This is a genomic window from Caldibacillus thermoamylovorans, from assembly GCF_000751775.1.
In the GTDB taxonomy this organism is placed as follows: Bacteria; Bacillota; Bacilli; order Bacillales; family Caldibacillaceae; genus Caldifermentibacillus; species Caldifermentibacillus hisashii.
On the sequence record NZ_CCRF01000014.1, the window covers coordinates 20,113 to 35,715 of the forward strand.

Genomic DNA, 15,603 nt, shown 5'->3' on the forward strand with positions numbered 1-15,603 from the left:
TTAAAAAGCGTTACACAAATTACAATTTATGTAACGGGAGGGTGAAAAGTTGAACGTTGTTGGGTATATACGAGTCTCCACTCAAGGGCAGGCAAGAGATGGATATAGCTTGAAATATCAAGAAGAGGAAATTAAAGCATATTGTAAGGAACAAGGCTTAAACTTGATTCATATTTTTAGAGACGAAGGAATTAGTGGCGCAAAACTAAATGAAGAAGCATTAGAAATTGACAGGGTGGGCTTACAGGAGATGTTGGCTCACCTTTCGTCTGTCCAAATTGATTATGTGGTGGTGCTCAACACAAGCCGATTATGGCGGTCAGATATTGTGAAGGTGCTGATTCAACGAGAGCTGAAAAAATATGGTTGTGACATTAAAAGTATTGAACAACCCTTTTACAGTATCCATAAGAAAGACCCTAACGACTTTTTGGTGAATGGCTTAATGGAATTGTTAGACCAATACCAACGGCTTGAGATAGCACTAAAACTAACGAAAGGCAGAAATAAAAAGGCGAAGGAAGGTGGATATGCAGGGGGAAGGGCAACATTTGGCTATACAAAGCTAAAGGGTGAAAAGGAATTAAAGATACATAACGAGCATGCAGAAGTAGTAAAACGGTTATTTGAGTTAAAAGAGCTACATAAGAAATGGTCACTGTCTAGGTTGGCAGAAGCATTGAATGAAGAAGGGTATCAAACAACGCAAGGGAAAGCATTTACGAAAGTACAAGTGAAGCGAATATTAGACCGAGAAAGTTTTTATCAAGGGATCTATACCTACGGACAAATACAAGCAAATGGCAAACATGAAGCAATAATTTAAAAGGTTACTTAAAAAAGGGACTCATTTTCTTATAAATTCTTCTGTAAGGTTGAAAATGGATAGGCTTTCGTACCAATGCGCACCGATAGGTGAACGCTCGAACTAAGGTTGCCGGCATTTTCATTCAATAATTGACAACTGAATAGGAGGATGAACGATGCATGAAAAGCAGAAACATATTTATGTGGGTGTAGACTTGCATAAACAGCACCATGTGGCAGTGATTATTAATTGTTGGCAGGAAAAACTAGATGAAATAAAGGTTGAAAATAAACCGTCCGCTTTCTCAACATTTTTACTAGATATTGATAAACTGACAGAAGAAGGGTTGACACCTGTATTTGGTTTAGAAGATGTGGGCGGTTACGGTCGAGCACTGGCACAATATCTAACGGACCATGGACAAGTTGTAAAAGAGGTTAACCCAGCACTTTCGTACGCTGAACGAAAAAGCCATGTGACCGTACAAAAAAGTGATAGCTGGGATGCGGAATGTGTGGCTAGAATATTGGTAAGACAACTTAGCCAATTGCCTGACGCTAAACCACATGATTTATTTTGGTCGATACAACAATTGGTCACTAGAAGAAATGCATTGGTGAAAGCTCAAGGTGCTTTAAAAAACCAACTGCATATTCAATTGAGCCATCATTATCCAAGCTATAAGAAGTTTTTCTCCGAGGTGGATGGGAAAACAGCTTTAGCATTTTGGGAACGATACCCATCACCGTCTTGTTTAGAAGGTGTGAGTATAAAACAATTGACCACCTTCTTATTAGAAGTGAGCCATAATACTTGTTCGGTGAAAAAAGCGAATGAAATATTGAAGCTAGTAATAGAAGATGGGAACACAACAAAAGAACATCAAGAAACGCGAGACTTTCTAGTAAGAAGCATCGTTCGAGACATCACGTTTAAAAAGAAGGAAATGAACTATGTGGAAGGCGAATTAAAAGAGTTAATGAGCTTACTAGACTTTCAACTAGACTCCATGCCAGGCATTGACCTCGTAACAGCTTCCGCTTTAATTGCGGAGATTGGTGACGTTAGACGTTTTCCAAATGCCAACAAATTGGCACGATTTGCGGGGATTGCGCCTGTTTACTTTGGGTCTGGTGGGAAAGGCAAGGAACAAAAAAGTAAACAGGGAAATCGGGCGCTACACGCTTTATTTTACAACCTCGCAGTACAACAAGTGCAAGTAGCAAAGGGAGGTAAATTGCCACGAAATCCAGTGTTCCACGCTTATTACCAACGTAAGCTGAAAGAAGGCAAAACAAAGGGACAAGCATTGGTGTGCATTATGAGAAGGCTTGTGAACATTGTTTATGGCATGATGAAACATAAAACAGCCTACGAATTGCCGATAGAGCAAGAAAAGAAGTAGTTTAATAGTATGGTAAATGGCTGACTTTTTTATTTTTAGCTTTTAAGATTACAACATAGGGTACGGGTAATAATACCCTATTAAAATTGGAAGATTTCACTAAAGAAATTCTAGAAACAAAACCGATGAACTCGCCATTACCTAAAAAGTGGTATGATAAGGGCGGGAAAATCTCCATTGATAGTGACGGAACTTGGACTTATACTAACAAGTCTGGAGTATCAGTAAGATATCCAGATGGTTTTCCAGATTTTACACCGTTTATGCATCCAAATGTTAAGCCAGTAAAAATCGAAATTCAATCACCTAAAAATAATCCGAAAGATTTTGAAAATGCAAATAAAGAGGCTAAACTTACAAAAGATACCGATCCACCCATAATAGATATTAGAAGGCCACCAGAAGGATATACATGGCATCATCATCAAGATGGAAAAACTATGATGTTAGTAGATGAAGATATCCACAGAGAGTTTAGGCACATTGGTGGTCAATCAAAAGTTAATGGGAAAAATAAGTAATGATATAGGAGTGAGAGTATGACAAAAATGCTTAGTGAAAACCCAAAAATTTCTTTACAGGATATAAAACAATTTGAACAAGAGTATGATATTGTGCTACCTAAGCAATATGTTGAATTTCTACTTGAATACAATGGAGGATTTCCACAAGAATCTGGCTTCAAAATCTCAGATGATGAGGGAGAAAGTTTAGTAAATAAGTTTTATGGAATTGGGGATATGAAAAGTAATTTAGGCAAAGTTTTTGAGACTTTAGAAGGTGAAATACCAGAGGATTTTATTTCAATTGCTAATGATCCAGCTGGAAATGAGATTTTATTAGGAATTAGTGGAGAGTATCGAGGAAAAGTATATTTTTGGATTCATGATAGAGTACCCGAAGAAGAAATGGACAATATGTTTATCCTAGCAGATAGTTTTTCTGAGTTCTTTGATAACTTATATGAATCTGAATAATGGTACTCATAGAAAGCTACATCTAACAGCAACGGCTGATTCTTCAAATAATATAAATACGAATGATAACTAGGAGAAATGACAATTTAAGCTTAAGAAGTATTGTTACAGATAAAAAGCTATAATTTTACGAAATCGCAGCTGAGATTCATCATATCGGGAATAAAATTGATCAACAAGGCGAGAGACTCATATATGCCATCAATAAAGAGATATGTAGATTGCTAGCCAAAAGAGAGGACTTGCGATGAGTAAAATTAAGGTCAAATTCGATCATTTGGAGGAGTTTGCGGGCAAAATAGGAAAAGTGGAGCGGGAATGTGACGAAGCCTTGGAAGCCCTTAACTGGCATTTCACCTCGCTTTTGGCCAATTTCCCGGGTATGCTTCCGGATTCGATCCATGCCTTAGAATATGAATTGAGGTATTCGATTAACGAATACAAAAATAAGCTTGATGAGGCCCAAAGATTAATTAGGCTCACGGCTGCCGAAATGGAAAAAGATGAACAAAAGATGGGGAACAAAGTAAGCGAGTTTTTACTGGAACTCGTCGGATGGAACGACGCAAAACGGATAGTCAGTGAATATGATCCGGTTACCGGAGAGAAGCTTTCTTTTGGCGATCGTGTACTTGCAGGAGGTTTTCTGGCTCTCTCGTTACTTCCACCGGCAAAAGCAGTAGGGATTGCCGGGAAAACGTTGATAAAAGGTGTCGATGCAAGAATCCCAGCCCTTGCCAAAACACCGGGAGTGCTCAAGAAAATTCGAAATGTCCTAGACCCAAAGAAAGTCCAGCAAGCCTTTCGCTCCGTGTATGATCAGGTAGTAAATGCACCAATTGCCCTAACCAAGGTCTGGTTTGATACAATAAAGAAGAAGATTGGAGAAATTCGACTTCCGCAAATAACACAAGAAGTTTATGCAGGAATCGGTGCAGCTGAAAGAACCGTTAAGGATGCGTTTAGTGATGCAAAATACCTTATTCAACAAGTAAAAAATACTAAACTGAATGAGTTAAATTTACATGGAGTTGATGGTGTTTCTAAGGGTACAAATAGTCTCTCTAGAGCACAACAAAGAAACCTTGAAACTTTAGAAAATATAGTAAATAATCATTTAACAGACAAAGATTTTTCTGGTACATTAAGAGACCTACAAGGCAACCCTGTACCAAAACCGGGCGGAGGATTTTGGAACCATTTACAAGAAATGAAAGATTCATACAAAGGACTGGTTAAAATAAGAAAAGGATTAGAAGGGTCATTAAATAACCCAAACTTAGATGTAGAAACAAGAAAAGTACTTCAGGAAGCCTCGGATAAGACTAATAAATATATAAAAAAAATTGAGGACTTATTTGAGCCCTTTGGAGGGATATAGAATGAAGATAAAGGAAATTTATCTATTACAACAGGAAGCAGCCCAAGAAGGCTATGCATTAGATGAGTGGTATAATTCCTTAATAAATAAGGACATTTCAGAATTAAATACTGTTGATTTGTGTAGAATGATTAGGCAGAATATTTTAATAGAATTGGCAATAGAAAAAGCCATTGATGTTCTGAAAACTAATCCCTTGGTAGGCGATGTTTATGATGGTCAGTTATTAGAATTACTTTATTCTGTTGATGAAGAAAAAATTAGAGAGTATATAGAACCGTTAAACGAAATCCTATTGAACATAAAGCAAAATTTAGAAATTGGTGATTTTATATGTCAAGAAGACTACCATGAATATTTAGATTTAGTTGAGAAATTTTTAACCAAAATAAACTCTTTATGAAGTATCTTGATTGGCATGAGCTTTTCATTTTTTTACACTAACGTTATTTCCCACATAAATATGAGGTTTTGTAAGAATATAGCCCATAGTAGGACTTCCTTTTTCTTGCCAAAACACCGGGAGTGCTCAAAAAAATTCGAAACGTCCTAGACCCAAAGAAATTCCACCAAGCCTTTCGCTCTGTATATGATCAGGTAGTAAATGCACCAATTGCACTGACCAAGGCTTGGTTTGATAAAATAAAGGAAGAGGTTGGAGAAATTCGGCTTCCAAAATTAATGCAGGAAATTTATGCATGAACCGGTGTGGCTGTCTACATGGAAGGGGAAGTTATGGACAGGGAATGGCAAAAAACTAACGAGAATGACAAGATTTACGGCGATAATGTAGGCGAAATTAAAAAAATTCATACTTTACAACATCAAAATAAAATTTAGGGTTGTAATTCCTCTTGAGACGGTCGTATCATGCACGATACTATTTGTTTTAAAAATGTTCATTTAGAAAAGTTGGATAATTTTCACCGCCTCTTTCAGCAAATTAAAATCATTCCTATTAAATCGTTTTTTCTTAGAAATTGTAAGTCATTTTGAACATACAATTTTTTGAAAGGACGATTTTTTTACGTTTAAACAATGAAGTTAAGGACCACTAGTGCCAATTGTATATACATAAAAACCTTTCGACTTCCAGCTACATATATACATACATCTATAAGCAACTGATTTAAGTATGTACTTACAAATTTAGAATATAGACAAAAGAAAATAAAAATTGTTCGTATAAAAAACGATTAGATTTTTAATGTGAATAAAAACAAGTTTATTTTTGTTAAAAATCATTATTTGTGTTGAAGTATCTAATAGATTCCTATAATAAGCAAAACCAACATGTAAGTATTAATTCATTATAAATAACGATATTCTATTGACTTATACGTACATCTATACTACAATAAAACCAGTTAGTTGTAAGCGTTTAAAAATATAGGAGGTGCGCTTATGCCCAAATATACCATTGGTGTTGATTTTGGTTCATTATCAGCCAGGGCCGTATTAGTAGATGTATCAAATGGCAATGTCATATCTTCTGCTGTGAAGGATTATCCGGATGGCGTGATTGATGACTTTTTACCAAATACGAATATTGAATTAGGAATTGACTGGGCCCTGCAAAATGCAAATGATTATATCGAATGTTTTATTGATACTGTAAAAAGAACCGTTGCGGACAGTGGTGTAGATGTAAATGACATCATTGGTGTTTCAATCGATTTTACTTCTTGCACCGTACTTCCGGTAAAAAATGACGGAACACCGTTAATGAACTTGCCCGAGTTCAAAAATAACCCGCATGCCTGGGTAAAATTATGGAAACATCATGCTGCACAATCTCATGCGGACAAGTTAAATGAAATTGCCCGCCGTCGTAATGAACCATGGTTGAAATACTATGGCGGTAAAATTTCATCCGAATGGGTATTTCCGAAATTGATGCAAATTGTAGACGAAGCACCGGAAGTTTATGATGCAATGGATACATTTATGGAAGCAACAGACTGGGTCACTTGGCAATTAACCGGTAACAAAGTGAAAAATTCCACAACTGCAGGATATAAAGCGATGTGGGATGCTGAAACGGGATTCCCAAGTAAAGACTTCTTTAAAGAACTTCATCCAAAAATGGAAAATGTTATTGAGGAAAAAATTGGCACAGAGTTCCATCCAACCGGATCAAAAGCGGGTGAACTTACCGCGGAAATGGCGGCAAAAGTCGGATTAAATCCGGGAATTGCGGTTGCGGTCGGAAATGTGGATGCACATGTTTCTGCTGCGCCAACAGGTGTAATTAAGCCGGGTACAATGCTTAATATTATGGGAACATCCACATGCGACATTATTTTAGGAGATAAAAAGATTCCTGTGAGAGGAATGTGCGGTGTTGTCAAAGATGGGGCCATTCCGGGATACTATGCTTATGAATCGGGCCAAAATGCAGTAGGTGATATTTTTGCATGGTTTGTTGACAATGCTGTTCCGGGCGCCTATTTTGACGAAGCGAAAGAAAGAGGCCTTAACATTCACCAATTATTAGAGGAAAAGGCGAGCCAATTAAACATCGGGGAAAGTGGTCTTCTCGCTCTTGATTGGTGGAATGGAAACCGTTCAATCCTTGTTGACACGAACTTGACCGGACTTCTTTTGGGAATGACTTTGGAAACAACACCGGAAGAAATTTATCGTGCATTGATTGAAGCGACCGCATTTGGGAAACGCAGAATCATAGAAGAATTTGAATCCAGTGGCATTGAAATTAATGGGCTCACTGTCTGCGGCGGCTTGCCACACAAAAACCAATTACTTAACCAAATTTACGCCGATATTACCGGAAAAGAAATTACAATCTCTGAGCACCTGCAAACGCCTGCCATCGGTGCAGCCATGTTTGCCGCGGTTGCAGCCGGTTCCGAAAACGGCGGCTATGATTCAATTGAAGAAGCTTCCAAAAAAATGGCGAAATTAAGAAAAGAAAAAGTGAAACCAATTCCGGAAAATGTAGAGAAATATACTGCAATTTATGAAGAATACAAGATTTTACATGATTATTTCGGCACCGGTGTAAATGATGTCATGAAACGTCTGAAAGCAATCAAAAATAATGCCTCAAAGGAATGATTTAGCAATGCTGGAAAAATTAAAGCAAGAAGTCTATGAAGCGAATATGTTATTGCCCAAATACAACTTGGTCACATTTACATGGGGCAATGTCAGCGGAATTGACAGGGATAGTAATCTTATCGTCATTAAACCAAGCGGTATCCCGTATGAAGAATTGAAGCCGGAACAAATGGTTGTTGTGGATTTGAACGGAAATGTGGTCGAAGGGGACCTGAACCCGTCCAGCGATACAGCGACCCACATTATCCTATATAAGGAGTTTCCTAATATTAAAGGAATTGTCCATACGCATTCCCCGTGGGCCGTTACATTTGCTCAAGCGGGATTAGATGTTCCGGCAGCCGGGACAACCCATGCGGATACGTTCTATGGCCCTGTTCCGGTCACCCGTGCTATGAAAGAAGAGGAAGTCATCCGAGATTATGAAAAACAAACCGGGGACGTCATTGTTGAAACTTTCAAGGAGCGCCAAATTGATCCCGATCAAGTTCCGGCCGTTTTAGTCAATGACCATGGACCTTTTACGTGGGGGAAATCAGCAATAGACGCGGTTCATCATTCAGTTGTCTTGGAAGAAGTGGCGAAAATGACGTATCACACGCTACAGCTGAATCCGTATCAAATTGATATGGACCAATATCTTTTAGACAAACATTATTTACGTAAACATGGCAAAAACGCCTACTATGGTCAAAAGAAATAGGGTCATTTCCCCGCACAAACGGTCACTAAATCTTCCTCCTGAGGTTTAAGAGGAATCATCGATGTTGAAGGAGGAAGAAAAGTACCCGATTGGTTCAACTATCATCCGTGGGAGACACCCATTGTTGGAAGTTTCACTTTATTCCACCTTAACGCCGAGTCAAGACCCCTACCTCAAAATTTTCGAGTTTACAAAGAAGGTAGCTGGGGACGGGCTGCCAGCATGCGTCTGATTAGTTCAACTAACCATCCGTGGGAAACCCCTATGGCTGGAAGTTTCACTTAATTTTTCTATAAAAATTTACACAAAAATGAGAACCTACAGGAGTGATACACGTGTTAAAAATTAGAGATTACGAGTTTTGGTTTGTTGTTGGAAGTCAGCACTTATATGGTGAAGAGGCGCTTCAAGCCGTACAAAAAGATACAGAAGAAATTATTAACGAATTAAATAAAAGCGGGAACCTGCCATACCCGGTTGTTTTTAAAACCGTCGCAACAACAGCTGACAGTATTACCCAAGTCATGAAAGAAGTCAACTACAACGATCATGTAGCCGGTGTCATTACATGGATGCATACATTCTCACCGGCGAAAAACTGGATTCGCGGCACAAAATTATTGCAAAAACCGTTACTTCATTTAGCAACACAATTTTTAAATAATATTCCATGGCAAACGATAGATATGGATTATATGAACTTGCATCAAAGCGCCCACGGTGACAGAGAATACGGCTATATTAATGCACGTTTAAATAAAAATAATAAAATTGTCGTCGGTCACTGGAAAGACCACGATGTACAAGAACAAATCCGTAAATGGATGGATGTGGCTGTAGCTTATAATGAAAGTTTCCATATTAAAGTAGCCCGGTTCGGTGATAACATGCGGAATGTAGCTGTTACGGACGGGGATAAAATTGAAGCGCAAATTCAATTTGGCTGGACGGTTGACTACTATGGGATTGGCGACTTAGTTGCCGAAATGGAAAAAGTATCGCCGGAAGAAATCGAAAAAACATACCGAGAATGTCAAGAAGCATATGACTTTGTCGTTGGCAATAATGATCCGGAATTTTTCGAGGAACATGTGAAGGAACAAATTAAAATCGAAATAGCGTTAAGAAGATTTTTAGAACGCGGAGGTTATACGGCATTTTCAACTAACTTTGAAGATTTATGGGGAATGAAACAATTACCCGGTATGGCTGTCCAACGTTTGAACGCGGAAGGTTATGGCTTTGCCGGTGAAGGAGACTGGAAAACTGCTGCCCTCGATCGCTTGCTAAAAATCATGGCTCATAATGAAAAAACAGGATTTATGGAAGATTATACGTATGATCTAGTAAAAGGTCGAGAAGCTATTTTGGGTGCACATATGTTAGAAGTTGACCCAACACTTGCAGGTTCAAAAATCCGTGTGGAAGTTCATCCACTGGGAATTGGCGGTAAAGAAGATCCGGCCAGACTAGTATTTGATGGTTTGGATGGAGAAGCAGTTAATCTCACCATTTCTGATTTTGGGGATCATTTTAAATTAGTCATGTATGAAGTGGAAGGGAAAAAACCGGAAGAACCGGCACCACATTTACCGGTGGCAAGACAAATGTGGACACCAAAATGTGGATTTGAAAAAGGCGTTCAGGAATGGATTAAAAATGGCGGCGGTCACCATACGGTCCTTTCATTCAATGTGACTGCAGAACAAATTGAAGATTTTGCGAAAATGGTAGGGTTGGAAGTAGTTAATATTAAATAAACTGTAAAAAAATTAATAATAGTAAATAGATTAAAAATGGTATAATGATGATGTACCCAAAACTCCTCCTCAAAAGTATCTACAGATTATCGAAAAGAGTTTAGGACACCCGAGTAGGAATCCTCCTCTATTCATTGAGGAGATGAAAGCTCGGTCAGATATGATGGGCAAAGGCAAATTCCGAAGAAAGTATCTCAAAGAGTTAAACACGCAATCAGTAGTGGTATTGGGCACACCTGTGAAGTACCTACAACTTTCTAGGGATTCCGAAACTCGCTATGTTTAATGGCGGGTAGTTCATGGAGGATGTTTTGGGTAAAAAATATTGAATGGTTGTGAAGGGGTGAACAAAAATGACGATTGATTACTCGTCCAAAGAATATTTAGCAAAAGTAGATGCATATTGGCGTGCCGCAAATTATATTTCAGTTGGTCAACTTTATTTGAAAGATAACCCGCTGTTAAAAGAACCGTTAAAGGCTTCTGATATTAAAGCAAAACCAATCGGTCACTGGGGCACCATTTCCGGACAAAACTTTATTTATGCCCATTTAAATCGAGTCATTAATAAATATGACTTAAACATGTTTTATATAGAAGGACCCGGACATGGCGGACAAGTCATGGTTTCCAATTCCTATCTTGATGGCAGTTACACGGAAATTTATCCGGAAATGACGCAAGATGTGGAAGGAATGAAAAAACTGTTCAAACAATTTTCATTCCCGGGTGGAGTGGCTTCCCATGCAGCACCGGAAACACCGGGATCGATTCATGAAGGCGGCGAATTAGGGTATTCTCTTTCCCACGGTGCCGGGGCTGTACTTGATAACCCGGATTTGATTGCGGCTGTTGTTGTCGGTGATGGGGAAGCAGAAACCGGACCACTTGCAGCATCTTGGTTCTCCAACCGTTTTATCAACCCGATTCGTGACGGTGCGGTTTTACCAATCTTAAACTTGAACGGATTTAAAATTAGTAATCCGACCATTCTTTCTCGTATCGACAATGAGGAATTAGCGAAATACTTTGAAGGGATGGGTTGGGAACCTTATTTCGTTGAAGGTGAAGACCCTGCAGAAATGCATGTAAAAATGGCAGCAACACTTGATAAAGTCGTCGAAAAAATTAAAGCCATCCAAACAAATGCACGTGAAAATAGGGACCAAACACGTCCGATATGGCCAATAATTGTCTTTCGTGCACCAAAAGGCTGGACAGGCCCGAAAGAATGGGGTGGCGTACCGATAGAAAATTCTTTCCGTGCTCACCAAGTGCCAATTCCAGTCGACCAAGACCATATGGAACATGCGGATGAGTTGGTAGAGTGGATGAAGAGTTATCAGCCGGAAGAATTATTTGATGAAAATGGGCGGTTAAAACCGGAAATCGCAGGAACAACACCAAAAGGCGATAAACGGATGGCCATGAACCCTGTCACAAACCCGGGTAAATTAATTAGAGATCTGCGTTTGCCGGATATTCGGGACTATGCAGTGGACAACTCTGTTCCGGGACAAGTAGAAAAACAAGATATGATTGTGTTAGGAGAATATTTGAAGGATGTCGTGAAATTAAACCGCGACAATCATAATTTCCGTATTTTTGGTCCGGATGAAACTGCATCAAATCGGTTGGCTCCTGTTTTTGAAGAAACGAAACGTCAATGGTTGGGGGAAATTGAAGAACCTCAAGATGAATACTTAAAATCTCATGGCCGGGTTATTGACTCACAGCTTTCCGAACACCAAGCGGAAGGGATGTTGGAAGGGTATGTGCTAACCGGTCGTCACGGAATTTTTGTCAGCTATGAAGCATTTTTACGAGTGGTTGATTCCATGTTAACACAACAGTTCAAATGGTTGCGGAAAGCCTCGGAACAACCATGGCGGACAGCTATTCCTTCCTTGAATGTCGTTGCAACTTCAACGGTATTCCAACAAGACCATAACGGCTACACCCACCAAGACCCGGGGATGCTTGGCCATTTAGCCGATAAAAAACCGGAATTTATCCGTGAATATTTACCTGCAGATGCCAATACATTACTTGCAGTCTTTCATAAAATTTTGAATGACCGGCAAAAAATTAACCTAGTGGTGTCATCCAAACATCCGCGGGCACAATGGTTCACGATGGATGAAGCAAAAGAATTGGTCGATAATGGATTGAAAATGATTGATTGGGCTAGTACGGATTTTGGTGATGAACCGGATGTAGTGATTGCTTCCAGTGGTACCGAACCGACCATAGAAAGTCTTGCTGCTATTTCCATTTTGCATAAAAAAATGCCGGAGTTAAAAATTCGTTACATCAATGTTGTGGATATTTTAAAATTAAGAAGTCAAACATTGGATCCACGTGGCTTGACGGATGAAGAGTTTGATATGTATTTCACAAAAAATAAACCGATTATTTTTGCCTTCCATGGGTATGAAGGTTTAGTAAAAGACTTATTCTTTGATCGTCATAACCACAATCTGCATGTGCATGGTTATCGTGAAAACGGCGATATTACCACACCGTTTGACATGCGTGTATTAAACCAAATGGACCGCTTTGATCTTGTGAAATCGGTCGTGAAAAACTTGCCAAATGCGGAAAAATATGCACATATCGTCCAAGAAATGAACGGCATGATTGCCAAACATAACCAATACATCCGCGACGAAGGAAGAGATTTACCTGAAGTAGAAAACTGGAAATGGGAAGGGTTAAAATAATCGTTTTCAGTAATTTTTCGTTGTACATCCAGGTGCCTGAATCATTTCAGGTACCTTTTCTTTTTACTGATAATAAATACCGGTAAAAGTCACAAATACCGGGGAATTTATGCTAAAATAATATGGAGTATGAATGTATGAATGTTATAATCAGAATATTAATAATAATATTGTAGATAAATTAAAAATTTTTAGATAGGAAGAGTGATAAGTGGAAGAGGTATTTCGTTTTTTTCAGAAGACAGGTGTTAGGAGAGTTCTGATTTTTGCCATTCTGATTTTTGTTTTTTATATGCTTCGGAGTATAATCAATATTATTTTATTAACGTTTATTTTTTCCTTCCTAATAAACGGTTTGGAGCGTTTCATCTCCAAGCGAATTCCATTGAATCGAAAAATTACGGTCTTGTTGCTCTATTTGCTTGTGGTTTCAGGTTTGACATATGGAGCGGTAAAATATTTACCAATTTTAGTTAGTGAAATATCACAATTGATCAATCAACTTACGGAATTTTATTCGAAACCAATAGAGACCGATAACCAAGTATTTAACTATGTGATCGCACTCATTCAAAAGTACGAAATCACGGACTATATCGGTGTAGGTGTTTCTTTCTTAGTAAAATCTTTGAATGATATTGGGACAATCGGCCTGCAAGTTCTGTTGGCATTAATTTTGAGCTTATTTTTCCTGTTGGAGAAAGAAAGAATCATTTCTTTTACCATTCGTTTTAAAGAAAGTAAGATCAGCTCTTTTTATAACGAATTGGAATACTTCGGTGTGAGATTTATCGGGACATTTGGAAAAGTAATCGAAGCCCAATTTATGATCGCAACTGTTAACACAGTGATCACCACGTTCTGTCTGTGGCTATTCGATTTCCCACAATTATTTGCGCTCGCCATTATGGTATTTATTCTGGGACTGATTCCGGTAGCCGGTGTCATTATTTCATTAATTCCGCTAGCAATAATTGCCTACAGTATCGGCGGAGTAATGACAGTCATTTATGTGCTCATCATGGTCGCCGTCGTCCATGCCATTGAAGCTTATATTTTAAACCCAAAACTCATGTCATCAAAAACCAATCTACCGGTTTTTTACACTTTTATCATCTTGATTTTTGGGGAGCATTTCTTTGGTGTTTGGGGTCTGATTCTAGGCATACCAATCTTTGTATTTCTATTGGATGTATTGGGCGTTCGGACGGTGGATGTTGAGGAAAAAAGAAAATAAAAGAAAAACAACACAGTTGCAAAAATGGTAACTGTGTTTATTTTTGAGAAAACAGGGAAAAGAATAAAATATTGATTGTACGTATAAATTATATTAAAATAAAATTAATGGTTATAAATATCCGTACAATTTTTATTTGTCTAAGATATTTTTTTAATAAATAAAAAGGGACTGTAACATCTTTTTAATACAACTTCGAATATTAAAAACATTATATTTTCAGAGGGGATGCCGATTATAGTTGGATTTAAATATATGGCTCAAGGAAGATCCAAACAGTTGGAAATTTAGCAAGGACTTTTACAACTCAAATCAAAATATGCTATGCTACTACATGTGCATATAAGTTTAGAAAAGGGAGGTGCAATGATAATGAGTGAAACAAAATACAGTATGGTTAAAAATTGGATTAAATCAAGAGTATTAGACGGGACTTTCGAACCGCATCAAAAAATTAGTTCCGAAAGCGAATTAATGAAGCAATTTAATGTGAGTAGGCACACAGTTCGGTTGGCATTGGGTGATTTAGTAAATGAAGGCTTGTTGTATAAAGAACAAGGATCAGGTACATTTGTCTCTGACCGATTATCAAAGCTTCAACCTATTACCCAATTCAATAAAAAAAACATTGCTATCGTAGTCACGTATATTTCTGACTATATCTTTCCTTCAATTATTCGTGGTGCAGAAAGTATATTAAGTAGAGAAGGCTATCAAGTTAGTTTGTTCAGTACAAATAACGATCACGATAATGAAAAACGTATTTTGGAAACGATTATCGAACAACGGTTTGATGGAGCCATTATCGAGCCGACAAAAAGTGCGATAGCAAACCCCAATATTAACTATTACCTGAATTTAGAGGCCTTAAATATACCATATGTCATGATTAACGCTTATTATGATGAATTGGAGCCGATAAGTGTTACGGTTAATGATGAAAAAGGCGGATTTTTGCAAACTGAACATTTGATTAAATCCGGGCATAAGAACATATTAGGTTTCTTTAAAACCGATGATATGCAAGGTATGAAAAGAATGAAAGGTTTTATCAAGGCTCATCGTGAGTATAACTTACCGATTAACCCGAAAAATATTATTACGTACACTACTTCAGAAAAAAATACAAAACCTGTTGAACATTTAAATGATATATTAACAAGTTCATCAGACCGGCCGACCGGGATCATTTGTTATAATGATGAACTTGCAATGAAATTACTAGATGTTATCAGGCAAAATAATTTACAAGTTCCTTCCGACATATCAATTGTCGGCTTTGATAACTCCTTTTTGTCAGAAGTATCAGAAGTAAAATTGACAACCATAGAACATCCGAAAACAGACTTAGGTATCATGGCTGCAAAAATGATTTTAAATTTAGTTCAAAATGGAAGAAACATAAAACAAAAAGATGAAAACTCGGAGTCATATGTATTTGAACCAGAATTGATTGTTAGATATTCTACGAAGAAAATTGTTTCTGATAAGGATGAAAAAATAGTTTAGGTCATTATTTAATGTAACA

At 37.9% G+C, this 15,603-nt stretch carries 12 protein-coding genes; all 12 read left to right on the forward strand.

All coding sequences use genetic code 11. The features are described from left to right. Positions 1–49 precede the first annotated feature (49 nt). The 12 genes from BT1A1_RS02190 (at position 50) to BT1A1_RS02245 (ending at position 15,584) form a co-directional block, all read left to right on the forward strand. Positions 50–826 carry a recombinase family protein gene (locus BT1A1_RS02190; protein WP_034767640.1) on the forward strand — a complete coding sequence of 259 codons (777 nt, stop codon included), beginning with the start codon at positions 50–52 and terminating at the stop codon, positions 824–826. Between the two features lie 157 nt (positions 827–983). Further along, a complete protein-coding gene (locus tag BT1A1_RS02195; RefSeq protein ID WP_034767642.1) occupies positions 984–2,213 on the forward strand; it encodes an IS110 family RNA-guided transposase in 1,230 nt (409 codons plus the stop codon). A gap of 125 nt (positions 2,214–2,338) precedes the next feature. Continuing rightward, positions 2,339–2,734, forward strand: a complete 396-nt coding sequence (locus BT1A1_RS02200) for an HNH endonuclease (protein ID WP_231553262.1) — start codon at positions 2,339–2,341, stop codon at positions 2,732–2,734. Between the two features lie 18 nt (positions 2,735–2,752). Then, complete coding sequence (locus BT1A1_RS02205) at positions 2,753–3,190, forward strand: SMI1/KNR4 family protein (RefSeq protein WP_034767644.1); 438 nt, start codon at positions 2,753–2,755, stop codon at positions 3,188–3,190. A gap of 247 nt (positions 3,191–3,437) precedes the next feature. Continuing rightward, positions 3,438–4,571: a pre-toxin TG domain-containing protein gene (locus BT1A1_RS19195; protein ID WP_051988962.1), complete on the forward strand. Its 1,134-nt coding sequence runs from the start codon at positions 3,438–3,440 to the stop codon at positions 4,569–4,571. A 1-nt stretch (position 4,572) separates the two neighbouring features. Next, a complete protein-coding gene (locus tag BT1A1_RS02215; RefSeq protein WP_051988963.1) occupies positions 4,573–4,974 on the forward strand; it encodes a contact-dependent growth inhibition system immunity protein in 402 nt (133 codons plus the stop codon). A gap of 1,001 nt (positions 4,975–5,975) precedes the next feature. After that, positions 5,976–7,649 (forward strand): ribulokinase, encoded by a 1,674-nt coding sequence (locus tag BT1A1_RS02220; protein ID WP_034767646.1) that lies wholly within the window; start codon positions 5,976–5,978, stop codon positions 7,647–7,649. Between the two features lie 7 nt (positions 7,650–7,656). Beyond that, positions 7,657–8,355 (forward strand): L-ribulose-5-phosphate 4-epimerase, encoded by a 699-nt coding sequence (locus tag BT1A1_RS02225; RefSeq protein ID WP_034767647.1) that lies wholly within the window; start codon positions 7,657–7,659, stop codon positions 8,353–8,355. A 335-nt stretch (positions 8,356–8,690) separates the two neighbouring features. Then, entirely contained in the window at positions 8,691–10,115 is a 1,425-nt protein-coding gene (gene araA, locus BT1A1_RS02230; protein WP_034767649.1) for an L-arabinose isomerase, read from the forward strand. A gap of 353 nt (positions 10,116–10,468) precedes the next feature. Beyond that, entirely contained in the window at positions 10,469–12,838 is a 2,370-nt protein-coding gene (locus BT1A1_RS02235; protein WP_034767651.1) for a phosphoketolase family protein, read from the forward strand. A 211-nt stretch (positions 12,839–13,049) separates the two neighbouring features. Continuing rightward, a complete protein-coding gene (locus BT1A1_RS02240) occupies positions 13,050–14,075 on the forward strand; it encodes an AI-2E family transporter (protein ID WP_034767653.1) in 1,026 nt (341 codons plus the stop codon). Between the two features lie 372 nt (positions 14,076–14,447). Continuing rightward, a complete protein-coding gene (locus tag BT1A1_RS02245) occupies positions 14,448–15,584 on the forward strand; it encodes a GntR family transcriptional regulator (protein WP_034767654.1) in 1,137 nt (378 codons plus the stop codon). Positions 15,585–15,603 lie beyond the last annotated feature (19 nt).